The organism is Cohnella sp. LGH, from assembly GCF_017671885.1.
Taxonomy (GTDB): Bacteria; Bacillota; Bacilli; order Paenibacillales; family Paenibacillaceae; genus Cohnella; species Cohnella phaseoli.
Window position 1 is genome coordinate 5,532,676 of the sequence record NZ_CP072117.1, and the last position, 25,464, is coordinate 5,558,139.

Genomic DNA, 25,464 nt, shown 5'->3' on the forward strand with positions numbered 1-25,464 from the left:
CCTGACTCCCGAACGTTATTTCTTCAAGTATTCATCGATCAGCCGCAGCTTCTCCTCTGTCACTTCCGGGGCGCCGATCTTCTTGAAATGCTCAAGCATTTCCTTCGTAATCTTGCGCGCCTCGTCTTCCGTCTTGGCGAATACCGCTTTGGCTTGCCACTTGTCGATTTCCGGCCACAGGTTCCCCCAGTGTTTGTCCCACTCGGGTCCGGTTCCGGCAGGGTTGAAGAGATTGTCGTCGATGGCAAGCCCCTCGGTCCAAGCAGTCTGCGCCAGCTTAAATTCTTCCGTTCCCGGCTCCACCGTAACGGCCGGAACCACGTTAAATTTCAACAAGTTATAGGCTTTAAGGCCAGTGCTCATTTCGAAGGAAGCATCTCCCTTGTCAAGCTCGGCTTTAACCTCGGGCTTAGGCTCGAACAAACCCTCTGCGTTCTTGACATAGTACTCGCCCTCTACGCCGTTCTGCAAGAGGAAGGCGCCTTCATCCGTAGCATTCCAGTTCAGGAATTCCATGAAGCGTTCCAGATTGCGGCCGTTTTCCGCGAACTTCTTGGAAATGGCGATTCCTTCAAACCCGTTGTAGTTCGCCGCTCCGTGGATCGGCATTGGAAGCCCTTCTATGCGAATTGGCGCTGACGGCACATAACGATTGTTGGCGTCGCCGGTCTTCAACACGCCGTTGGCAATATCCATCGGGCCATGCGTGTTAAAAGTAAATCCGACACGTCCGGAGCTTAGCTTGGCTTGATACTGATCGGGCTGCTGCGTCAGAAATTCCCGATCGAGCAAGCCGTTATTGTACAGCTTGTTCATGAATACCATGTACTCTTCAATCTGCGGATGGTTAAACCACCAATAGAGCTCTTTGTGATCCTCCGACAGGTTATACCAGTTTTGAGTCCAGGTGTACATAAAGCTCTGTCTTCCCAGATGATCGAACGTAGCCGGAATAATCGGTTTGCCGTCCACATCCGCAATTTTCTCCTTAAAGGCCATGAGTACGTTAAACATTTCATCCGGCGTCTTTGGCGCCTCCATCCCTGCCTGCTTTAGCCAGTCCTCTTTGATGAAAAATCCGACGACCTTCTTGATCACGTCAGGATGATTGGCAAAGTTGACAGGAAGCACATACATTTTTCCGTCTTTTTTATTGGCGTACACCGACTCGTTATAGCTCTTGTCGCTGAATTTCAGCAGGTTTGGATACTTCTCAAGCCATTCGTCGAGCGGAACAATAAGTCCGGCGTCACCCCACTTGTTCAGAATGGAATTGCTGACCTCGTTCGTGACATAGCGAACGACATCCGGAACATCTCCGCCGGCCAGCATCATATTCATCTGATCCGCCACTTCGCCGTTGGACATCGTTAAGCGGAGGTCAATGTTCTTGTTCTCCAGCAGCCACTGGCGCATCGGATTGTTCTCTTGCGGAATTTCCGTCGCTCCGATCAACAGCATGTTCACGACAAGCGGATCTTCCTTCGCTGGCGCGCTGGACTCCGGCGCAGAAGATGAGGATGAAGACGAGGACGGCGATGCCGTCTTATCCTTGTTGTTGCCGCTGCAAGCCATAAGCGCGGCCGACATCAAGCTGATGACCAGAACAAGCGAGATTGCTTTCCATCTCTTTCTCACCGTAAAACCACCTTTTTTGAATTTTTGTATATTATCACGGTTCCCTAGGGCGTGTTTGCAAACCCGCCCTAGCCTTTCAAAGAACCGATAATAACGCCTTTGACGAAATACTTTTGCAGAAACGGATAGACGCACATAATAGGCATTACGACGACGACCAATGTCGCCATTTTAATGGATTGGGGCGTAACCGTTTTTCTCGTCTCGCTTACGAGATCGACCATCCCGAAGGAGGTCCCTTTATTCGATCGGGTTAGATCCAATATTTTCATCAACAGCGATTGCATCGGAATCAGATCCTGCTTCGTCACATAAAGCGTGGCCATCATATAATCGTTCCAGTGGCCAACCGCCGAGAACAGACCCATGGTAGCGAATATCGGCAAACTTAGCGGAAACGCGATTTTGGCATATACCGTCAAGTCGTTGGCTCCGTCGATCATCGCGGATTCCTCCAGTTCGGCGGGAAGCGCCCTGAAGAAAGAGCGAAAGATAAAGACGGAAGAAGCGCTGTACAACAATGGAACCACGTACACCCAGAAGCTGTTGAGCAAACTGAGCGACTTGAACAGCAAATAAGTCGGGATCAAGCCTCCGCTGAAGAACATCGTAATAATCAGCATCATATTGATCGCTTTTCTTCCTCTCAGCCTGTTCTTGGACAAGCCGTAAGCCAACAGCGAAACGAGCAGAATGGAAAGGATCGAGCCGATCAGCGTCCTCCCGATCGTAATCGTGTAAGCGTCCAATATATCGCTTCGCACAAAAATCGTTTTGTAATTGTCCAAAGTAAACGCCCGGGGCCAGAAGTGAATCCCCCCTCGGGAGCTGTCGTAGCCTTCGTTGAAGGACAAAGCCACGATGCGCCAGAACGGATAGACGAACAGAAAGGATAATACGGTAAGAAATACATAATTCAACCCTTGAAAAATTTTCTCTCCACGGGATATGATCACGGCGTTCACCTTCCCTTTTTCAGAAAATCCCGTCTTCCCCTAGTTTCTTCACCAGAAAGTTCACGGCGAACAGAGCCATCATGCCGATAATCGATTTGAATACGCCGACGGCCGTAGCCAGCTCATATTGGGCCCGGAATATTCCCATCTTCATCACGTACGTATCGATGATCTCCGCTTTGTCCAGCACCATGGAGTTCTGAAAAACATATACCTGTTCGAAGCCCGCATCCAGAATGCCCGCCATATTCAGAATGAATAAGAGAATAATCGTCGGGCGAATCGCCGGAAGCGTAATGTGCCAGATTTGTCTTAACCGGTTCGCTCCGTCAATGACGGCCGATTCGTATTGATCCATATTGACCGATACGATGGAAGCCAAATAAATGATCGTGCCGAAGCCGATTCCTTTCCAAATATCCGAAGCGACGACCATCCCCCAGAACAAGTCCGGATTTCCGAACCAAAAGATCGGCTCCTTGATTACTCCTAACGAGACGAGCAGATTGTTGACAACTCCGCCATCCGTACTAAACAGCTCATACCAGATGCCTGCTACGACGACCCAGGATACGAAGAACGGCAAGTAGGAAATCGTTTGAGTTACTCTCTTGAATACGCGATTGCGTACTTCATTCAATAAAATGGCCAATATGATCGGCGCCGGAAACCCGAACAGCATCTTAAGCAGGCTGATCGCAATGCTGTTCGTTAGAATGACTTGAAAGTTGGGGCTGTTAAAAAACTCCTTGAAGTTCGCAAGTCCAACCCATTCGCTGGCAAACACACCCTCGAGGATGTCGTAGTCTTTGAAGGCAATCAAGACCCCGTACATCGGCTGATAACAGAAAATCAGAAACCAGATCACCCCGGGAACGACGAACAGATAGAGGTATCTGTTATTCCACAGCTCTCTGCGTAATGAGGTTCCATTTAAGCGCTTACGCTCTAGCTTTTCTTCCATCTTATCCTCCTTGCTTCTCTATACTCTGTTTCGTTGGTCGGCTATTTCATTATAAAATGTAAGCGCTAAACTGATAATTCAGTATCCTACGGCAAGTGTTAAGTATTCTATCGAAATGGGGGCTGCCCCATAAGCACTCCAAGTTGCTTTAAAAGATAATCGATGAACAAGGTGCAAGGGGTATGTATCTCCCTCCGATGCTATACGCTCCCGAAATGGGAATGGGTAAACCCGTGACGAGGTAATTTCAGGAGCGTATGAGGCAGTCTCCGGGAGACACATACCCCTTTCTTTGTCTATCGATCATCCCAAGCAACTCCGCTTATGGACAGCCTTCCGACAGTTATCTAGGCCAACGAGCTTCCGCGCTCGGCAATGTCGGAAACGGAGCATGCGGCTCCGTCTGGTACCAGTAAGCGACGGAGGCGATATCGTCGATGCGCTCATACAATCTCAAACCGTCGTTGCCAATTTTCTGTACAGTCACTCGCAATTGCTGCTCGAACAGGATCGGATCGGCGATATGCCAGCGGTACAAACCGTGCATCGGCACGCTGTCGGGCGAAGTATACTCGCTCATCGTCTTATCGACTGTCGCGTAGTAAGGATATCCTAGATAAGGCGTGTTATAGATTTGCTCGATACGCATGCCGTTTTCAACCTCCGTAAACCCCCATGCCCCGCCGAAGTAGTCTTCGACCCCGGTCCCGCAAATCGTCGGATATTCCGTGTCGCCATCCATATAAAATTTGACTTCGCCCTCTCCCCACCAATATCGGCCGAGCGCGGTCCAGGCAAGGAAAGTACCGACGTATTTCCCTCTTCCGCGAACATTATCAATAATCGTGAAGTCGTTGCCGGGCGTAAAATCGTGCTCTCTTCTCCATTGCGCATGGAAGTAGCCGGTATCCTCGGGCAGCTCGTCAACGAGCATATAGTTGATTTGATAGAAGAACATCAGCTCGGCGGCATGCTGGCTTTCAACGGTGATGACAGCCTTCCGGCGAAAAGGCATCGGGAAATAGCAGTTCATCCCGCCTACCGGGTTCACGACGATCGGTAGAGAATTCACGTTGTATCTGGCTCCGAAACCGTTGCAGAAAAAATCGCCAAGCGGCGCTTCGACAGACGGAGTCTCTTCATGGTCCCAGTACATGCGAAGCACCAGGTCGCTTGGTGCGTAGTAGCCTTTGGAGGATTTCTGCGGGAATGTCATCCACATGCTTTGAATGACGCCGGGTCCGTCGATTTCCGCAATCGTGACGCGTTCCCCCGGCTTCAGAATGAGGCACGGTCTGCCTTTGCGTCCTGCGCCAAGACCGCTTGCCTCCTTCCCGCCGCTTCCCGGCGCGCCATTCGGATTTTCCGCACTGATCGAACGGGATCGACCTTTAGGCAAGTGCGCAATCGAAGCAAGGCTAAATCCGTTATAGTCATTTGACATTTCAATCACCTCTAACCGTTTCTACGGTAATGATCTGCTTCGGCTTAAAATGCAAAATCAAAGCTGTGTTATCCGATGAAGCAAACTGCGCCGGCCCCTTCCGATTCTCCTCCAGGTCCAGCATATAGGCTTCCTGGACAGGACGATCGAGACGCAAGGTGACGATATGCTCGGATTCCGTCGGGTTGAAGCAGCGAATAACCGTTCCGTCTCGAGCTTCCGTCTTCTTCATGGCGGACAGCACGATCGGATTGTCCGGCCGATCGAAGCTGGCAAAGGAATGTACGAGCGGCATCGTTCCTGTATGCCTGCGAATTTGAACCGCCCTGGCCGGCAGATGATGCTCGGCTGATTTCCTCCACGCTTCCCCTGTCTGCAGTTCGTCGCCGGCGAGCGGGATTAGCGCCAGACGATTGACCAGCTCTCCCTGACACTGCGCCTCCGGCGTAGCAAATTGAGGGCCTGCCCCGCCGCTGATCGTGCGTACGTCCGGAGAACCGAGATAGCCTACGGAACGAACTAGCGTTACCGCTAGCTCTCCTTGGGGTGTCGCTTCATACTCGGGAAGCCCGTAAGGCGCTATCGCAAACCCGTAGGCTCCGCAGGCGCTTGTTACTCCCGCCAAGCCCTGATTCGGCAGCGCGCCGACAGCATCCTCGATCCATTGATTGCTTGCGGGCTGAACAATCTTCGTCGACCGCCGGACGATATCGAAGGCGGAGGATGCCCAGCTTTGCTCCGATTGAATTCCTGTCGCCACCTTCACGCGCAAGCGATGATCGTTCACCTGATTGTCGAAACGAGTCACCACGCCGACCCAGCGGTCATTTCGGCCAAGGCTGAGCTCCGTCGTCAACCGGCACTCGCGCTTGGCTGCCGAACGCCTACGACGATCGTTATCCAAGCCGACGGGCAACTGCCAGCTCTGCTCGATCCGAATCGTCCCCCGAGCCGGTCCGTCTTTCGCCACAGACAGGGAAGCCTACAAGCCCAATGTAGTGAAGAGCTCATCGAACTGCGGCGGGGAGAACGTATAGCCGTCCCCGATATCGCCGCCATCCTCGTAAACGAGCAGGTTTTCATATTTTTGCCTCGTCGCCTTATCCCATAGCTGAACGCTGCCGTCCCGGTTCGCTTCCACACGCAGCCATTCATTCTCAAGCGCATGACCGTCTACCAGCGAGCGTTCATCCCTCGCCGCGTTGCGAACGGGCACGGCTGTGAAGGTTGAATAGCCCAGGGCAGGCAGCTCATAGGGGGCAAACCGCACCGTGGCCTTGCGAACATACACCAAGCCAACGAGAATACCCTTCTCCTCGGGAGGCACAGCGGCATCCAGCAAGCCAAGATCTCTGACTTCGGCGTCAGGGTGGTTCCCAGCTATTAGCTCCCGCTTCAAATCCACCCATTGCGAAGGCAGCAGACGGCCCTCGCTGTCGCGGATTTCAAAGAAGCGAATGTTCGCGTCGACATCCGGCAGCAGCAGCTCCACCGTAACCGCGTCCTTGCGACTATGCTCAAGCGGGTTAAACACATGGAAAACAATTGCCTCCTCCGGCAGAGCCGAAGTGTCGATCCGGGCGGTGATGGAGCGAAGGGATTCGTCCGTCAGCTGCTGCGCGATTTCCTGCGCCCATTCAAACCGGGTGACCATCTGCCGGTGCACTTCATCGCGGCTGCAGCCGCAGATGGAATCATGCGGATGATTTTGCAGCAAATACTTCCACGATTGGCCCAGCAGCTTATCCGGATAGGCTCCGCCCATACCGTGCCACATAGCGGAGAACGGTTCCGCCCATTTCTCCAGCTCATGCTGCACCTTCGCATTAAACTGCTTGAGCGGCATTCTGGAGGAAAGCACATTGGCCAGCAGGAAGTTGATCGCCCCATCCGTCGAACGGTTCGTATCTCTTAGCTCGCCAACCGCCGTATACAGCGAAGCTCCCTTTTTCTCCACATCAGCTCGCGTCTCCGCCAGAAACCGTTCCATCGTGCTGTGGATCAGCTTGTAGCCCGGAAACTTCGGCGCAAGCTGCCGAATAATTTCAGTCAGATTATCCTGTGGCTCCATATGGTCCACGCCCACCATCACCAGAACCGAAGCGGCTTGCGTAGGCGGGAGCAAGTGAACGTCGAGCAGCTCGCGCAGCTGTTGTTCCGCCTTGTCTAAATCGGCGTGAAGGCGAAAGACGCTGTTGTAGCCGATCGCATTCGGAAACCGGTAGGCAAACATCGTTGTCCCGTCCGCGCCCTGCCACCGCAGCTCAGTGTTCGACTTGGTCACAACGTCGCCAAGCCCCCGCCAGAACACGACCTCTTCCATGCCGAACCCGGCCAGAATTTGCGGCAGCTGCGAAATATGCCCGAACATATCCGGCAAATAACCGAACCGCTGACATCCTCCCATCTCCTCCGCAATTCGAATGCCCAATTGAAAATTCCGGATTAGCGCTTCGCCGCTGACAAGCGCCTCGTCCGGCTGCACGTACCAGGGCCCAACCTTGATTTTTCCTTCAGCAATGTAGCTTTTCAGCCGTTCCCGATCCTCCGGATGAACCTCCAAATAGTCGTCCAGCACGCTGCTCTGTCCGTCCAGATGAAAGCTGACATACTCGGGGTCCCGCTCCAAAATCGTCAGAAGCTTGCCGACCAGCCGAGTCAAACGAATTCGAAACTCCTGATAAGGCAAGTACCATTCCCGATCCCAATGCGTATGCGGAACAAGGTGTACGTTAATCATGAGGTACCTCCGATAAATACTGTTTTTTCATCCTAAAAAAGGTGTAGGGGTCTAGCGGCTCAAGCTGCAGCTCAGGCCGCTCCTCCCGAATCATGGCTAACAAGTTCACGAGATGAGTCGGAGGAACGAGCACAGTACGGTAGACGATGAACTGCGGCGCCTCCGTAACGGCCAGGCTGTCGTAGATCACATCCGCAGCCTCTCGCAGCGTTCCGTAAGGCCCTATATTGTGAAAAAGCTGCTGGAATACCGTTCCTTCTACCGCGGCAGGCCCATCGTACTCCTGGGTAATCACCCCGTCCGGAGAAAAGCGGGCATACGCCTTCTGTACCTCTTCATTGATATACTGAAAGCCGTTAAGCAAGAAGCCGGTTACCGTCAGATCAAACCGCTCATAATACGTTTGGTTATGGGCCACCCATGCTTCCAATCCAGATGGCAAACCCGAATGGACTCTGGGCTCGATCAGATGAGTCGGGTTCAAGTAACCCGCTCCGGAATCGCCGGATACGAACACATCGTTGGCGGTCTTTGTTCGGTAGACGTATTCGAACACTTGCGGCACGCGCTCGGATAAATTGGGATTGAAGCCCCACGCAAGCGGAAGCTGCCCTCTTCGCGGGTCGTCCCAGATCAGACGAATATGCGCATTAAGCCATGCCGCGGAATCGTAGTCTCCCATGAAGAATAGAACATAGACTTTGTTCTTCTCCGCCTTGTTCACGACCGCATCCGGCCTCGATTGGACGTATCGCTCCCCAAGTGGATGATGCCGGTGAACCGATGCGTTCGCCATCCCCGACAAGCCGTAGGCATCGGCGTCCATGATCGCATTGTAGCAGGACAGTATTTCCGCATACCGCCATTCCGTCTCTACGGCTTCATGTTTGCCCGGCCGGATGCTGGATTGCGTATATTTCACATACCAGGGCGTAAATCCGCCGACCGTAAAAATTCGCTCCCCTCCGCTGTTGCGATATTGGCTGAGCAGGATAGATTTCATCGTATGGAGATCGGCGCCTAACGGCTGCTCGGGATCGTCCCCGGGAAGCTCGTCGTCCCACGGGCTGAGATCGAAGAAAAAAGCTTTCCGAGCGATATAATAGTCGTGATTCGTCACCATCGTATTGCTTAGATCCGGGTACCATTCCCCGTTGGGGAGCCAGCGCTGCGCATCCAGATAGTAAGCAAGAAGATGGGGATCGCACATTCCGGTATCCAGATAGTTCAGCTTGGCCCAGAGATAGGCGTCGCACTTGGCGCTTCCCGAACTGGGAATATCGCTGCCCGGTATCGTACCGGTTCCCGTGAACCATCCGACAAGGCTGCGCTTCACGGGAAGTCGGCGATCCCCGGCAATAAATCGGCTATAGAACGAATCGGGAGCCGGATCGTACCGCACCGGAAGCAGCCGCTCCACGCCGCTTATGGTTGCAGCCACATTCGACGTGGCCGGAACCCCTTCATCCCACAGCACAACACCGTCCAACCAAGGCTCGAACACGGTCAGCAATTCGTCCCAATCCTGCACCTCCTGCCAGCTTTCACTCGCGAGAAATCCGTTCTTGTCCCGATATTGATTCAGCCAATAGCGATCCGTCTCTTCCATAAACGTGATATACAATCTGCAGCTGTCCCGATTCGCCAGCCCTTGCAGAGCGGATAAGGCTTTCAGCAAATCGTAACGCAGCTTGCTGTTATCAGGACCCGCATAGGAATACACATAGGCCGAAGCCTGAAAATGGTACATCCAAACCCTCCTCCTATACCGCTGAACGCATTGGAACGAGAGGCTGCCCGCAGCGCATCGTCGATGACTGGCGAGACAGCCTCCCGGCTAAGCTTCATCTTGGCGCTTACTTCTCCAGATAGCGGAGCAAATTATAGATCGCCTGCGCCCCCTCCGCTCGAGAGGTCATCTTGAGCGGCAGGAAGTTACCGGTCGGATTGCCTTTCAACAGTTCAAGCTCCGCAGCCATTCTGACCGCATCCCTAGCCCAGGAAGAGACGGACTCGTCATCCTTGAACATTGCCGGCAAATCCTTCGTCCCTGACGCATTCTTCAGTATTCGGATCATCATAACTGCCATCTGCTCGCGCGTAATGATGCCGCTCGGATTAAAGCTGTCCGCGGATTCTCCTTTCGTCCAGCCCGCTTGCCGCGCTGCGGCGATATAGCCCGCATACCACTTGTCGGCCGCAACATCCGCGAAGCTTGATCCTGCCGCGGGCTTGAGTCCTGCCGCTCTGGCAAGCATAGCCGTGAATTCGGCGCGGGTGATCGGGCTGGTCGGATTAAATTGTGCGGCGTCGACTCCCGCTACGATCTGCCTTGCGCTCAAATCGCGAATCACGTCGTATGCCCAATAACCGGACGGAACGTCCGCATAGCTTCTATCGTATTCGATTAATCCGTACAGGCCCGGCTCCGTTACCTCCGCTTCAACAACGCCGTCGGAACGCTTGCTCGGTACATAGATCAGCTTGCCGTCTTCGCCGATTTTATACAGATAGACGGGATGAACCGTATTCTCCGTCGGCAATCGAATCGCGATTTTCGTCGGTTTGACCGCCGTCGCAGCGGCAACCTTAATCCCTTCGGATACCGCTCTCAGCTGTGCCGCTTCGGATTGCTCGGATTTTCGAAGCAGTTCTTCGACAAGCTGCTTATCCATCGGTTCATAAGCGGGATCTTGCTGTTCAACCTTGGGCGGTGTGCTCGAGCCTGAGGAGCTTCCGGAACCTGTGGAGCTTCCGGGACCTGTCGGACCGCCGGGCTCGGTCGGGTTCGCCCCCCCGACAAACTTCATATCCGCCCAATTCGCCTGATTGTCGCCATCCCCAACCCACATGATCTGCCCCCAATTGCCGGAGCCGTCTTGATCGGTGGCCAGCAAGCTCATGCCCACTTTGCGGTCCACTCCGGGGGCGAACGGCATCGTTTGCAAGGCAGACCACGGAATGGCAACTTCCATCGTATATCCGGAATCCGTAATGACGCCGGCAATGCGACCGTCCGTGAATTCGCGCTCGATCTGCCCTTCGTTCCGGCCTTCGCGAATAAACATATGCGGCTGTTCATCCGGCCCGCTCGGCGTCAGGAATAAGGCGTAGTCCCCGTTCTTGTAGACGCCCCCTTGCTTGTCATGCCCCAAGTCCAGGAATAGCATCGTGGCATCGGATAAGTACATTTGGGAGCCGGTCTCCGTAAAATGAAGCGAATCGTCCGTTCTCTCTTCCAGCAAGTACAGATGCTGATCGTCCCAACGAATCCGGTAACGAGACGTCAAATCCGCCGCATACGTTTCCGCTCCCCATACGGTGCCGTAAGCAACCACATCGTCGGAAAGCGGACTCACGACAATTTCCGCTGCCTTTTCCCATTCCTCGGCTTTGGCTACGCCGTCTATCGTAATTGGAGCTCCGGCTTTAACGGCTTGATATTGCTTCGTTTCATCGATCGTTCCGGTATCTCCTTCGGCTTCCTTATAGAGACGGAAGTAAGTATAAGGATCAACCACTTCAAAATTCAGCTCCGGATGATTCGTTTGCACGTATTGAACGGCTGCAACGATGTCCGACGGCTTCGTCAGAATGACTCGGATGTTCAAAAATTGATTTCTTTTTAACGCTCTGGCCAAGTCCTTGCCGAATTGCTCGGTATCCGATCGGAACAGGCCCATGTCCGTAACCGGAGCAAACGGCGTACCATTGACAATATCCTGATCGAACCCGGCGTTGTTCCCGACTCCGGCCGGTGAAATACGGCTATAGACTTCCTGCACTCTTAACGGCGTGCTCTGGGAATTGCCGCTGATGAGAAAACCGGTAATGTCCAAGTCGAACTTGTCGTACAAACCGACGTTGTAGCTCTCCCACACGTCCAGGAAATCCGGAAGACCGTCGGGCCGATTTTCCGCCATAAGCATCATCGGGTTCAAGTAGCCCGCCCCATTGTCTCCGGCCACGAAATAATCGTTTGGCCCCATCGTCTCAAACAGATAGTTGTACATCTGCGGCACGCGCTCCGACGTATTCGGAACGAACGACCAGGCAAGCGGAAGCTCGCCTCGCTGCGGATCGTCCCACAAAATCGGCAGCGCGCTGGACGTCCAGGCGCCGGCATCGAAATCTCCCATGAAGAAGGTCACGTACTTCTTGCCTTCCTCCAGCGTTTTACCGTTATTTCCTTTATCATTGTTCTGTTCGTAAGCAGCCGCCAGCGGCACGTGCCTGAAGACCGAGGCGTTGGACAAGCCGGTTAAGCCGTAAGCGTCCGCATCCTTCTGCGCGTTATAACGAGATACGATATCCGCATACGTCCACTCCGCCTCTACCGGTGTAAGATTGGAGCCGAGCGGATCGGCAAAATTCGTATACTTCAAAAACCAGGGAACAAACCCGCCTACAGTGAAAATATTCTCGCCCGCTTTGGCGTTCTGCGCGGCCAGCAGCTCAATCAGCGTTCGATAGTCCGTGCCCAAGGGCTGACTCCTGTCATCGTTCGGTATACTGGTCTGATCCGGACTCAAGTCGAAAAAGAAGGCTTTCTTGGCGATATAATAATCCGCGTTCGGCAAGGAATTATTGAATAAATCCGGATAGGAGAATGTATCGCTGTTGACGGGAATTTCAACCGGTTCCGCCGACGACTCCCCTACCGTGATCGACTTGGTCACCTTCGGACCGAACCAGGCTTTGCCGTCACGAATCAATTGCGCCGCGAACGTATACACGCCGGCCTGCTGCGGCGCTTCGATCGTGAACCGGAAGGTATATTCCTCCTCCGTGTCAACTTCCCCGTTCATAAACACCCGGGCGTTGTTAGGGGCCAACGAATATCCGCCATTGGTTTCCCCCCACTGAAACCCGTTGTTCTCCAGCGTTGCAAGGCGAACATTTACAGGTTCTCCGGCCAGTATTTCCGCCCATGTCTGGGCTCCCTTATTTCGCAGGGTCAGGGAAATATTCATCACGTCTCCCGGATTCATCGCATTCGGGAGATTCTCGGCAATCGCTTGAGCCGCCAGCGTCAGTCCGTCGGCTTCCGCAGGAGGCGTATCTTCAACGGTCGCCGGGATTCGATTCGGATCGTCCGGCGGATCGATTGCCGGAGGCGGGCCAACCGGAGGCGACGAAGGCGCCACGATATCGATCGTCCTCGTGATTCCCGTCCCGGCCATCCAAGCGACTCCGTCTCTGACGACATTCGCCGAGAAAACAACCTGGCCTTGTGCGTCAGGAGCTTTGAGCGCAAAGCGGAATTTCTTCGTCTCGCCCGGAGCGATCGTATCGGCAGCATTCAGAAACACCCTCTGATCGTTCACCGCCAACGAATGACCGCCATCCGGCATATTGGTCCATAGGATCGAATTACTAGACAGCGCCCCTAGACGATACAATTCGTCTAGCTTCCAGGTCGCCGTCCCCGTATTTTGAACGGTTAAGGAAACCGCTGCGGTCGCTCCGGCTTCTATCTGCTCCGGAATATAGGCGGAGATGACTTTGGCCCCGTATTGCGTTTCCCCTTCCACATCGTTCAGGCTCCAAGACGCTCCGTCAAGGGAATTCGTCATCAGCATCGGATTCGTCTTGCCCGTATCCAGGTACAGCGCCTTAGCCCATAAATAAGCGTCGTTCTTGGCGCTTCCCGTACTTGCGCGGCCAATATCCGGTATGACGCCCGTACCGGTAAATTTGCCTCTTAGGTCGACAACGACAGGGAGCCCCAGACCGGTAACCAGTTCCGTATAGGCGCTCCCGGGCGAAGGATCGTATCGGACAGGAAGCAAATTATCCACGCCTGCAAGGGTCGAAGCCACGTTGGCAGTCGCAGGCACTTCCTCGTCCCACACCACTACTCCGTTGACCGACGAACGGAAGATCGCGAGCAAGTCGGAGAAGCTTTGGCTGTCGTCCTTCGCATAATCGTGCAAGTACTCGCCCGGTTGATTCAGCTTATCCAGCCAATACTTGTCGGTCTCCACATTCGCTTCCGTCGCCATGCTATTGCTCTCGTACTCATAATAGATTCGAGGCGCGTCGCGATTCGAAATACCTTGCAGCGCTGTCGCCAGCTTCTGATAATCGTAGGCAACCTTCTGGCTAATCATCCCTTTCCCGCGGATAAAAGCTTTCAGATCAAATACATAAAGCGTTTTCGATGGCGAAGCAGCCTCTGCCGAACCAGCCGCTGCCGCACTTCCCGCCAACAATGCGAATACCAATAAGAGTAGTCCCAGCCTTTGTCTCATTGTTTCCCCTCTCTCTTGAAAGCGCTATTATTCCAAGACTGCTCCTATTGTATTTCGAAGAGCTTCCAACATAAATCTACTTTCCTACACAAACTATTAAGTATTCTACGGCAACGTTTTCATCCATAAAAAAAGCGCAAGCCCAGGGCGCTTACCCTAAGCTTGCGATTATTATGGACAATGCAAAATCCGATATTGAACAGCACTTATCCCTCAACACCCCGCCCTTGCCTACGCACATAATCGACATTCCCCGCAAAAAATCCGCCTGCCCGCGGAACCGCTGACGTATCGCCAAGCAGTTGCTCCACCTGGTCAAGCTGCCATTCCAGGCTGCTGGCATTATTGGACACGCCTTTTTGTCGGATGACGTATACTTGTTTGTTTCTAACCGCGCTTAATTCGTTCCACTGCTTCGTCTGAATCACCCCCTCCAGCCAGCGCATGAATTCCTTCTCCCTCCCCTCTACGACATACAGTCGATCCGCTTCTATCTCTGCAAGTCGATCGAACGGAACCTCTACCCGCCTATTATCGGCGTTCCGCTCCGTTGTGAGGTTCATAAGCGCAGAGGGGCGGAATCCGATTGCATCGTAAAACAAAGGAAAAAAACGCGACGCATGAACCCATACTTTCTGTTCATCCAGCCGAATAACCGCCGCCGTCTCATCGGGCTTTAACCGTTCCTTGCATCAGCTCTGTACCGCTTGTTTTTTGCGCGTATAGCGGTCGAACCATACTTGAGCCTCGTTCTGCTGGCCCAATACGCGGGCGATCTGCTTCAGCCGCTCGATCGGCAGCGTATCCCACGGAACGACGATGACCGGAGCCAGCGTTTCGAGATGGGTGAGCTGCTCGCGAGACATAAAGTCGGAGGCCACGATCAGATCCGGTTTCAGCTCCAGCAGATCGCTTGTCCTGTACTCCGCTTCGCCAATACTGACGATGCCGGTGGCGTCCTATCTCGCCGACTGTCCATAGCGCGACGACCCTCTTCGGCTGAACCGGAATTTCAACCTCGCGTCCCAGCGCATCTTTATATATTCTTGTAGCCGAAGAAGTGTTAGACTCCTCCGCTTGGTCGGCGGACGGCGTGCTTGCCGCTTCGCTGGCGGGCGACGCACTTGCCTCTTCGCTGGCGCTTGGAGCAGCGCTCTCTTTTTCGTTGGCGGCTCCGCAAGCAGACAAGACGAGGACGACAATTAGAACGAGCAAAGAAATGAAAAGTGGTTTTTTTGAACGGTTCATGCTGACTCTCCTTCATAGATAACGATTATCATTATCAATTATAGTGAGAGAGAAATCCATAAACAATAGAGAATAGCGTCACATTAATAGGGGATAAAAGCGACATCGCTACCCACTCTCTATGCAGAGGAAAGCTCTAACGTTGCCCACTCGGCTTGTATTTCTCCAAAATACTGCGGACGTAAGCTTGGAATGCCGCACGCACTTCAAGCGGCTCAAGAACTTCACATTTATCCCCGAATGCGAGCAGCTTGTCGTAGCCGTACGTATTGTTAATAATGGGGTAGGTCGCCAGACAAGTATCCCCCTCCGCTCGAAGAATGTGCCCTTCCCCGAAGCGTTCAATCACTTTATCCGCGACCGAGCGATGAAGGCGAACGGTAACCTCCACCCAATCTCGGCTCATCCATTTGGCCCCATCCATGGGCAGCGGCGTAAATTTTCTCGGCGCAAAAGCTTCGGACGAAACCTGCAGCCCGCTCATCCTCGCCAATTTGAAGATACGGAAATCTTTCCGATCCGCACAATAGCCTTGCAAGTACCAACTGCTTTCTTTGAAAACAATCCGGTACGGCTCGACCTTCCGGGAACTGCTGCGCCCGTCTCGCCCCACATAATCAAACGTCAAATACCAATGTTCGTTCATCGCAGTCTCGACCAAGCCGAGCAAGCCTCGCAACGATTCATTGCCTAGATTTAGAGCCAAATCTACCGCAAACTTCCCTCCGGCACTATCGGCAACGCCGCCAGGATGGAAGCTCTGCAGCTTCTCCAGAACATAAGTTAGCTCCTTATGCCCGAATAACTGTCTATAGCTATTCAAGCTGTCCAGCACAGCCTGCAAATCCTGCTGCGTAAATAACAGTCGGTCTATTTTGTAGGATTTCATCAGCCCGACGCCGCCCATCGCTCCCTGATTCGTAAAAATAGGCAGTCCGGCAAAGGTTAACGTATCGATGTCGCGGTAGATGGTTCGTCTGCTCACTTCGAGCCGTTCGGCCAGCTCTCCTGCGCTTACCACTTCGCGTTCCAATAAAATCATGATCAAAGCTATTAAACGATCGATTTTCATATTCCGCCTCCCGCTCAAGTATGCCATACAGATGTCATAGTTGATAGTTTAGGCTTAATACGTATTCAACATTTTCTCTAATCAGGAGGCTACAGCAATGAACAATTTCAAAATTGAATCGAAGCACGCTTTTCGCATCATCGGGTATAAGACCGCTCTGCATGAAGGGTCAACGATTCATTCGCCGCAGTATTCCAGCTCAAAAACGGCGTTCTTCAAAGAGCTGCTGGCTAACGGGCTGTTCGCAAGCCTTCGTCCTTATTCGGACAGCCGTTACGGTTACGCGGCGGTCGCTCTGGAAAATGGAACCGTCCATTATTATGCAGGGGTGCAATCGGCTCAAGCTCTGCCTGAAAATGCCGAAGAGCTCTATTTTCCGGAAAGCGACTATTTGATTTTGTCGGGAAGCGGCGGATTATCGCGCTTGGCGTTTGACAAACTGGAGGATCAGGCGTTCGGAGCGGTTCTAACCGATGAGTTCGCCTATGAATATTCCGGGGCGGCAATTGCGGAAGTTTTGCTGAACGGCGACCCGACGAATGCCGAAGTCGAAGTATGGGTTCCGGTTCGAAAAAGGCAGGATCGGTAACGCCTCTACCCCCCCCATTGGAAATAGCGCAAGCCTCGGGGCTGAGAATTCCCCTCGGAGCTTGCGCTATTTCCTTACGGCTTATGAAATCGACCAATCAATCTATGTAGTTATCCAGTTTACTCCGATTATTTGACCAAAGCGCCCCTAAGCCTGTTCACGTCGAACTCCAAATACCCTTTCAGACAAGTCAGCATATACACCCATCCCTCTTTGTTGCCCACCAACTTCGGGATTAGCTCTGGATCGTTCTCGTCAAATCCGTCTTCGTTCACTTCTACGACAGTGCCGGCTAAATCCGAATCCGTATTCTTGAACGTGATTGTTACAAGATGCGGCTCCCCGTCTTCCCTCCCCCATTCGAATACAATCTTTTGATCGCTAATCATTTCGATGACATGAATATCTCCTTGAGCTCCGTACTCTTCGTATCGCAACGTGACCGTTTTACCCTCTTCCCATCTCTCCGAGCTGGACGAAAACCAGAAGTTTCCGATCTGATCAGGATCGACAAAAGCTTCAAAAACATCGTGGGCAGGCTTGCGAATCTCCATTTTGGTCAGGTTATTCATAGAATCTCCTCCGATACTCGCATGGAAATATTTGATATAATTGAAGCAATTAAGCTTGGCATTTCTTGCTGGCGTCGAGGAGTCCGAATAACGCGATTCCTTCTTCTATTTTTATCCTACCACAGCCGTTGCATTCATGGACATTCAAGGAGAGATTCGATTTGGCACTGGAATGGCTAGACGACATCAAAAAAACGATAGCCCACTTTAAGAACGAGGTACCCAAAGGCCGAGCGTTATTAGACAATATCGACGTTATGGATGCGGAGAAGCTGTTAGACGTACTTCACGGAGTATTTAATTTGGAAGAAGACGCTATTAAAGAGGAGCACAAGAAAAACTTTGTAACCGATACCTACGAAAATAATGTACGGCATTTTGCCAAGCAGCTTATGATGTCCATGATCTCGAACCACGGCCAGCTTATTGGGCATGAAGGATATAAAAGCTTGCTGGGCCGTCGGCATATGGCTTACGGCTTCTACAGCATTCTGAGGAGCGGGGGCACGGAAGGTCTCGATATCTTAAAAGCAGAAAACGGGGCAATCGAACAATTGCTTTACTCCGGTTTGGTTGAGTTTTACGGAGACTTCTACGGCAGCTTCTTCGACAATCAGGAAGCCATCGAGCTGCTATGTCGGTACTATCCTAGTAATAATGTCGAGAACAATGAAACCGTCGCAAAGGCTTTATATACTCATGTTTCCAATGCGGGAACGTCCGGCGACGTCGGCTTTGCCTTTTCAGGCATAGAGTTGATCCGAAAGTACATCCATCGTCTGCCCGTTGAGATCGTCGACCTCTTGCTGCGGGAATACGATTTATACAGAATCATTACCAACAAAGTGTATAGGCATCAAATCTTCACGATCATTGATCATGCATCCCTTGCATCCGAGAAAAAAACGATCTATAAATTCAGTTACCTGGACAGTATCTTTCTGACTAATTCCATGACAAACGCTATTTACGAAAAATACGGGAACAGCAGCAATCTCCGCTTACTAGATCCTTTTCACAGACAAAAACTGAAAGAGGATAAAATCGGAGTTATCGCAAACGACGCTCTGGACAGCATCTACGCTTATTGGACTAATGAGTGTTCGCCAACCCGTCAATTCGTTGTCAATGGCAAACCGGTGATTAACGTAGCTCTGGATATTGCCAATCACCAGATTTCAATTGCTTCCACCAATCGGCCGTCCCCCGACATGCAATTTGAATTTATTTACAGCGACTGGATGCTGGAGGACTACCGACCAAGAGAAATGGAACAGAAATTGTCCGAGCTTGTTTATGGAGGTAACAACGAGGTCACGGATTCCTATCTTTACAATCGCCTGACGTTTTCGCTGCTTTTCCTTAATTCGTACAGAGCGGTAAAAGAGCAGCCGGTTGATTTTGATCACCGTTTCACCTACGACTGCAGCGCGAAAGAACTCAAAGCCCTCTCGGAACCGCCCGATATTTCACATTTTTATGGAGAAAAGATTCACTCTCTATCCTGTATCGTGGGCAAAAACGGAACGGGAAAAACCAGTACGGTGGATTTTCTAAGAGATACCTTTTTCCGGCTTCTCTACCTAATAGATTTACGCGAAATTCCCTGCAGCGATGGCTGTGTCGACGAATCCGATTATGGAAACTATGGCTTATTCGACAGAGGCAGCGATTTTATGATTGTGTTCCGCCTAGATGATGAGCCCTATTATTTGACTAATATTAAAGCTGTCGTCGTCTCGGGAGCAATGCCTTTTGTAAACGGCACTTATAAAAGAGCCCATGAATTAGGCAGAGTCGTCTATTTCTCCAGCATGCTCAGCGTTCACCAAACTCTTCTGTTTACAGATGAAGAAATGACGCTGCGGGAAGAAATAGAGAACGATAAGAAGCAATTATCCAAATCTCTTAGCGGTCTCGGGCAGGCCGATTATTCAGAGGCTGCAAGCTTTATTCGCAAGAGAAAAGACATTGAAACCCTAAGACAGCGAAAAATGCGGGAAGCTACGGAAAAATCAATGCCGATCAACGATCCCCCTACGATCAATAAAGATCTGTGTTACCAGTTGGTATTTTTGGATTTTTTGTCAGCGATAGGACTGGAACCCTATTTCGATATGCCGACAGATCGTAAATTTACACTAAAAAGTGAATTATTGGGTTTGGCAAAGATGGAACTTACGGTAACGCAGATCGGCAAGAAGCTTTCATCGCTCAAACCGTATCTCGCCGCGCCCGATGCCAAGCTGGAGCATTTCTCGTCTGGCCAATACGCCAAATTTTCTTTTCTAGCTAAGCTTTACTGGTTTTTGGAGGGTCATCGGAAGTATATGGGACGTTTGGAGCCTTTAATTGGACCAAACGTATTCAGCCAGGATGAGCTGCTGCAGGAGGACGAAACCGCGCTTCTATTTATTGACGAGGGCGAGCTATATTACCATCCCGAGTGGCAGAGGAAGTATATCGCTACGCTCATCGACTTCATTCACGATACCGAAACTGCAGCACGGATCCAGGTGGTGATCACGACAAATTCGCCGTTTATGATTTCCGATGTTCTCAACGAGGATATTGCTTATCTAGCGGAAGAAAAGAAAAGCTTCGAACAAACCTTCGGGCAAAATATTCACAAGCTTCTCAAACACAATTTCTTTATGTCTTCTACGATAGGCGATTATAGCAAAATGTTGATCGAAAATATTACGAGATGGCTTTTCCCTAGAGAAGGCGAAACGGTAAAGATCGGCGAGGAGCTAGGTCGGTATTATGACCAGCCTATCGAGCCGGAGGACTACGCTGAAAAAATAGGCCGTTTAATTCTTAAAATCGGCGAGCCTATTTATCGAGAGAAGCTGATGGATGCGCTAGACAAATCCGAGCTGGTTAAGCTCTACAGGTTAGCTCAATTGCGCAAGCAAAGAGATAAGCTTGACCGTGAAATTAAACAGCTAGAAGAGGGCGAGTGAGACTATGATCCAACTTGAGCCGTATTCCGAGAAATTCGAAACTGAATATTGGAATGCAGTCGATAAAAAATTAAAAGCTTTTGACCGCGGCAAATTTATGGACAGCTGCAAAAAGTATTTGCCGCTCGACTTTTTCGCCAACAGCGACAATGAATTTAAGTCTCTAATTCTTGCCCGGAAAGAAAAACTAAAAGCGGCCGAAGCCTACATCTCCGGTACGACGATCGATCGTATGAACCGCGAGTGCTTCAGCATGTACGGAAAGAAAATGCGTATGAAAAGGCTGTACCGGGTTATCCATGACTGCTACTCGTCTCTTGCAGGTTCAACGCTTGATCGTACATCCTTGCGTGTGAGAATCGTCCAGAATACCGGCCTTACCGTCTGCCCTTATTGTAATAGAGATTATATTAACAGCAGAGGGAAGAAGATTTCGGGGGCGCAGTTGGATCATTTTTTTAATAAAGCGGCGTTTCCTCTCTTCTCGGTTTGTCTATACAATCTCATTCCCGTCTGCGGCAACTGTAACAGAGTCAAGAGCGACAAGGCCTTAAAATTTGCCTCCCCTTTTGACGGTTCTTTGAATTGGATCGAAGACTTAACGTTCTCCTATATAGGCACCACGCCGAAAGATATGAGGATCAAAATAACCGCAGATGGAAATCTAAAAAACAACATCGAAACTATGAAAATCGAACAAGCGTACCAAATACATAGCACTGAAGTGCTCGAATTGATCGAGAAGGAGCAAATGTACAATCAGACACAAAAGGACGAGCTTCAAGAAATGCTGGAGCGAGTCGGTTTGACGGATAAAGAGCTCAAAAAAATGATCTTCGGCGCTGAAATCACAAAAGAGAGCATGAGAACGAAACCGCTTGGGAAAATGATGCATGATCTGCACAAGGAGTTGAAGATTTACGATTAGGCGTATCCGCATAAGGAAAAAGACGCTGGGATTAATAAATGCCCAACGTCTTTCTCCTCTCTTCTATTTGGTAATCGCCCGATTGTCGCTTTGTACGATTTTCCCTACAAACATCCGTTGTTTGAGCCAGATTTGAGTTACTTTGTACGAATATTCGAACAAACGTCCGCGTTTAGACTTAATCCAAGTTGCTTTGTATGATTTTTCGACTAACTTCCCTCACGGAATTGGAATCGTTGTGAGTCATGATCGGCTAGCTGAGTAAAGGCTCGGCAGTTACGGAACGACAGCGTATTTCACGCCGCCGATCGTGATCGTCGCATTCGCCGGACCGCTGATCGGCAAGTAGTACACGAGATCGAATAGCTCGGATGCGCCCGGGGCGATCGACTTATAGCTCGCCAGCGTTACGGCGACGCGGTGGAAATCGCCGTCCAAGCCGCCGATGTTGTTGCCGGTGTGACCGGTCGAGACGATGCTGACCTGATCGCCGTTCCAGCTCTTGAACAGCGGGTTGACGGAGGTCGGTACGTCAAATTCGATAACCGAGCTGCCGGTAATGGTCATATCGCTGTTATTCGTCACTTTCATTTTGATGTTGATCGGATAGTTCTGATCGCCCAGCTTAAAGCCGGTAAACTCCACTTTCGCTTTGAGCTTGTTCGCAGGCAGCGGCGTGGCGGAATTCGTATTGCCGTAAGGCGTCGTATTGGAGAATTTGCTGTGAATGGCGTTGGTCAGCGTATAACCTACGCCATATTCTCCTTTGCTTGCGTCCCAGTCGTAGTCGCCGGCCAGCTCCCAGATCATCAGACCGCCGATGCCATTGCTGATCGCCCAATCGGCCTTCGCGTTAATCGATTCTTCATCCTCGGTGGAGAGGAACACTTTTTTCGTGTTGTTCCATAACCACGGCGCAACAAGCGTTGCATCGTAATGGCGCGCATAAGTGCCGGTCAGCGTGGCGGAACCGAGTCCGTAGCTGCCCAGATAAGAGCCGAGAATGCCGTGCTCCAGGTTTTTAGCATGCCACATCGGGTTGGACCCGGCCGGAGATTCGTTGCCGTTGGTATCCAGATCGTGCCAGAGGTTGTCGATGCCGACCGCACCGTCACCGCAGGCGGTCAGACCCGAGCCCGCCGGACATGTCGTTGAAGGCGCCGTACCCCAGAGGCCGTTCGTACCTCCCGTTACGTTCTTGAAGCCGCGGGTATAGTACGGAACTCCGACGTTAATGCGTCCGGCTTGCATCATTCCGCGCATATAGTGATATGCCCAATCTGTGTTCAGATAGCCGATTCCGCCGTATTCGGCCATGTTATATACGCCTGCCCCCGCCAACTCGCCGTCTTTGCCGTCATCGAACAATGCGGCGTTGGGGCCTACGAATTTATTCCAAGCGCCGTGCAAATCGTAGCTCATCACGTTGACATAATCCAGATATTTAAGCTGCTGGAACGTTTCCATACCCCGCAGCAAATAACCGGAGGAAGGCGAGGCGATCGTTAGCATGTAATATTTGCCGTCCTGTGCGGACGCTTGGTCCAGCTTCGTGCGCAATGTTTTCAACAGCGCGTCGTAGCTAGCCTGGAGTCCCTTCAGACGCGCCCCGGAAAAGGACCAATCCAGCGGATTGCCGGCATTGTTCATTGTCGTCGGGTATTCGTAGTCGATATCTACGCCGTCAAAGCCGTATTGACGAAGGAAGGAGACAGCCGAATCGGCAAACGTATTGATGCCCGCCTGATTGACCGAACCGTCCGCATTTGTCGTCATTGTATAGAACCCGCCGTTGGATACGCGTTGGCCGTTATCGTCGAAATAACCGCCGGTTTCCGCCCAGCCGCCGACCGAGACGAGCGCTTTGACGCCCGGATTTTGCTTCTTGAACTTGTTCAACAAGTTAAAATGTCCCTGGTAGGAGTAAGCAGAGTCCATCTCCGCCCCTGCAACGCCGGGCCAAGTCATGCCGGTCGCCGGATTGGTCGGAGACTGACTGCCGACGGAAACTTGATTGTTGCTGTTGATATGAGCAAAGGCGTAGTTGATGTGGGAAAGCTTGGTCCACGGAATGTCGGATGCGAGATACCGCGCTTCGCCGTTCGTTCCGGTGCGCCAGGACGTGAAGTAGCCGATGATGCGGCGTTCCAGTCCGTTCGGCAGCTTCTCGCGGCCATTGACGTCGTAAACGTCGCAGTAAGGGATGCCCGCGACGCCGGAATCGTACAAGCCTTCCGGACGACAGGCCGCTTGATCGACCGGACCGATTGGCGTCATAACGGACAGCGGGCTGCTTGCATTGGAGACGTTGCCTGCCGCATCCTTGGCTTTAACCGTGAAGGCGTAAGGCGTATTCGGCGTCAGTCCTGTTACGTTGTACGTTGTCGTCGCCGATGTGCCGATCAATGTCGCGCCTTGATAAACATCGTATCCCGTGACGCCGACATTGTCTGTCGAAGCCGTCCACGACAAGGTGAGCGAATTCGGCGCGACATTCGACGCCGCAAGACCGGTTGGCACCGTTGGAGGCGTAATGTCCGGCGCTTCGGTCGTGGCGTTTGCCGCCGCACTTGCCGCCGAGATGTTGCCCGCCGCATCCTTCGCCTTAACCGTGAAGGAATAAGACGTATTAGGCGTCAGTCCTGTCACGTTGTACGTCGTCGCGGCCGTCGTGTCCAGCAATGTCGTGCCTTGATACACCTCATAGCCGGTAACGCCAACATTGTCTGTCGAGGCAGCCCACGACAACGTTAACGAGTTCTGCGTAATGTTCGATGCGGCAAGGCCGGTTGGCACGGACGGCGGCGTAGTATCCGGCGCTTCGGTCGTTGCGGTTAGCGCCGCGCTTGCCGCTGAGATGTTGCCCGCTCCGTCCTTCGCTTTAACGGTGAAAGAGTAAGACGTGTTAGGCGTCAATCCTGTCACGTTATACGTCGTCGCGGCCGTTGTGCCCAGCAATGTCGTGTCTTGATACACTTCATACCCGGTAACGCTTACATTATCAGTCGAGGCTGTCCACGACAGCGTCAGCGAATTCTGCGTAATGTTCGACGCCGCTAGACCGGTTGGTACGGACGGAGGCTGGTTGTCCGTCGTGCCGCCTACCACCGTATACGTCAAATTGCCCGATGTCGTCGTGCCGTAAGAGTTGATCAAATCTATTTTATACACATAAGTGCCGGACGCTTTATTCGTGAAAGAGTAACTCGCAGATTGACCGTTCGGCGAATTGTCGGTCAGCGTGCCTGTGTAAATAACGGCGCCGTTCTCATACAGCTTCCAGGAAGTTCCGTTGTTGCCCCACCACATGTCAAAGCCGATTGCATAGTTCGGACTGTTGTTCCAATTGCTCTGTTTAATGCTAGGGTTGCCTGGCGCTCCTGTCGCTGCGGCGAAAGTCATTCCGGGGAGCAATGTGCAAACGAGCGCAAAACTTAATAGCATGCCAATCCATTTGCTTGATCTCATTATCTCTTCTCCTCCATGATATGAAAGTGCTTACAGGAAACAACTTAACGGTAAAATTCCCCACCTCCTCACCTGAGATTTTATTATATTTTCGGTAATCTCAAAGGGGGATATTTCGCTAGTCGAGGATGAGATTTCACTTAATTCGTCGAAAAATTGAGATTTTTCCGATAAGATAGAATCCGTTATGAGGTTCGGACCGGAGATGAGCATTGCAATGTCCCTGTAAGCGGCCTTTCATTTAGACGGCATAATATAGAAATGAGCGACACATTTGCCGCTCTATCAACAAAATAGGGTATAATTGGACATACAACAGTATAGGCTTTGAGGGCGGTTGGCTAGTCTCCCGGAAGGGAGGTGATGCCCATGGAGGTTAAAGACGCATTGGCGCTAATGATTTCATTTGCGACACTGATCGTACTTATACTTTCATTCCATAAAAAGAAATAAACCGCCCTCACTCAAGGTTGCGGTTTATTTCTGACCGTATGACTGGAAGCCAACCGCCCTTAAAAGCGGCTGTTGTGGGGAGTCGTGTTAGCCGCACGGCTCCTTTATCAAACTTACTTTCAGTATACCATATTAATCCTAAACCCCGGAAGACCGTAAATTAAGAGCCGGT

The 25,464-nt window shown here is 51.8% G+C and carries 17 protein-coding genes; 4 read left to right on the forward strand and 13 right to left on the reverse strand.

The features are described from left to right. Positions 1-15: 15 nt before the first annotated feature. The 11 genes from J4772_RS23560 to J4772_RS23610 all read right to left on the reverse strand — a co-directional run bounded on the left by J4772_RS23560 (position 16) and on the right by J4772_RS23610 (position 16,316). Positions 16-1,638, reverse strand: a complete 1,623-nt coding sequence (locus J4772_RS23560; protein WP_209071638.1) for a type 2 periplasmic-binding domain-containing protein — start codon at positions 1,636-1,638, stop codon at positions 16-18. A 68-nt stretch (positions 1,639-1,706) separates the two neighbouring features. Then, positions 1,707-2,594: a carbohydrate ABC transporter permease gene (locus J4772_RS23565; protein WP_209071639.1), complete on the reverse strand. Its 888-nt coding sequence runs from the start codon at positions 2,592-2,594 to the stop codon at positions 1,707-1,709. A gap of 19 nt (positions 2,595-2,613) precedes the next feature. After that, the gene (locus J4772_RS23570) at positions 2,614-3,558 is read right to left on the reverse strand and encodes an ABC transporter permease (protein WP_246016663.1); all 945 of its coding nucleotides are present in this window, start codon (positions 3,556-3,558) and stop codon (positions 2,614-2,616) included. Positions 3,559-3,901: 343 nt separating this feature from the next. Then, complete coding sequence (locus J4772_RS23575) at positions 3,902-5,002, reverse strand: glycoside hydrolase family 172 protein (RefSeq protein ID WP_209071640.1); 1,101 nt, start codon at positions 5,000-5,002, stop codon at positions 3,902-3,904. Position 5,003: 1 nt separating this feature from the next. After that, positions 5,004-5,972, reverse strand: coding sequence for a glycosyl hydrolase-related protein (locus tag J4772_RS23580; protein ID WP_209071641.1), 969 nt, complete (start codon positions 5,970-5,972; stop codon positions 5,004-5,006). Positions 5,973-5,984: 12 nt separating this feature from the next. Beyond that, positions 5,985-7,742, reverse strand: coding sequence for a glycoside hydrolase family 38 N-terminal domain-containing protein (locus J4772_RS23585; RefSeq protein WP_209071642.1), 1,758 nt, complete (start codon positions 7,740-7,742; stop codon positions 5,985-5,987). Further along, complete coding sequence (locus J4772_RS23590) at positions 7,735-9,492, reverse strand: GxGYxYP domain-containing protein (protein WP_209071643.1); 1,758 nt, start codon at positions 9,490-9,492, stop codon at positions 7,735-7,737. The genes J4772_RS23585 and J4772_RS23590 overlap by 8 nt, the downstream gene beginning before the upstream one ends. Before the next feature lie 106 nt (positions 9,493-9,598). After that, positions 9,599-13,996, reverse strand: coding sequence for an S-layer homology domain-containing protein (locus J4772_RS23595; protein ID WP_209071644.1), 4,398 nt, complete (start codon positions 13,994-13,996; stop codon positions 9,599-9,601). A gap of 206 nt (positions 13,997-14,202) precedes the next feature. Beyond that, complete coding sequence (locus tag J4772_RS23600) at positions 14,203-14,442, reverse strand: hypothetical protein (protein WP_209071645.1); 240 nt, start codon at positions 14,440-14,442, stop codon at positions 14,203-14,205. A gap of 246 nt (positions 14,443-14,688) precedes the next feature. Next, on the reverse strand, positions 14,689-14,943 hold the full coding sequence (locus J4772_RS23605; RefSeq protein ID WP_371822911.1) for an ABC transporter substrate-binding protein: 255 nt from the start codon (positions 14,941-14,943) through the stop codon (positions 14,689-14,691). 437 nt (positions 14,944-15,380) lie between these two features. Next, entirely contained in the window at positions 15,381-16,316 is a 936-nt protein-coding gene (locus J4772_RS23610) for a helix-turn-helix transcriptional regulator (protein ID WP_209071647.1), read from the reverse strand. A gap of 97 nt (positions 16,317-16,413) precedes the next feature. Between J4772_RS23610 and J4772_RS23615 the strand changes: the two genes are divergently transcribed. Continuing rightward, complete coding sequence (locus J4772_RS23615) at positions 16,414-16,905, forward strand: effector binding domain-containing protein (RefSeq protein WP_209071648.1); 492 nt, start codon at positions 16,414-16,416, stop codon at positions 16,903-16,905. A 128-nt stretch (positions 16,906-17,033) separates the two neighbouring features. On the opposite strand, the gene J4772_RS23620 is transcribed toward J4772_RS23615, so the two are convergent. Beyond that, positions 17,034-17,477 (reverse strand): SRPBCC family protein, encoded by a 444-nt coding sequence (locus tag J4772_RS23620; protein WP_209071649.1) that lies wholly within the window; start codon positions 17,475-17,477, stop codon positions 17,034-17,036. A 161-nt stretch (positions 17,478-17,638) separates the two neighbouring features. Between J4772_RS23620 and J4772_RS23625 the strand changes: the two genes are divergently transcribed. Beyond that, positions 17,639-20,443, forward strand: coding sequence for an AAA family ATPase (locus J4772_RS23625; RefSeq protein ID WP_209071650.1), 2,805 nt, complete (start codon positions 17,639-17,641; stop codon positions 20,441-20,443). A 4-nt stretch (positions 20,444-20,447) separates the two neighbouring features. After that, positions 20,448-21,371, forward strand: coding sequence for a hypothetical protein (locus J4772_RS23630; RefSeq protein ID WP_209071651.1), 924 nt, complete (start codon positions 20,448-20,450; stop codon positions 21,369-21,371). Between the two features lie 276 nt (positions 21,372-21,647). On the opposite strand, the gene J4772_RS23635 is transcribed toward J4772_RS23630, so the two are convergent. After that, positions 21,648-24,839, reverse strand: a complete 3,192-nt coding sequence (locus J4772_RS23635; RefSeq protein ID WP_209071652.1) for a glycosyl hydrolase family 18 protein — start codon at positions 24,837-24,839, stop codon at positions 21,648-21,650. 369 nt (positions 24,840-25,208) lie between these two features. On the opposite strand from J4772_RS23635, the gene J4772_RS37610 reads away from it, so the two are divergent. Continuing rightward, positions 25,209-25,292 (forward strand): putative holin-like toxin, encoded by an 84-nt coding sequence (locus tag J4772_RS37610; RefSeq protein WP_371822912.1) that lies wholly within the window; start codon positions 25,209-25,211, stop codon positions 25,290-25,292. Positions 25,293-25,464: the final 172 nt, after the last annotated feature.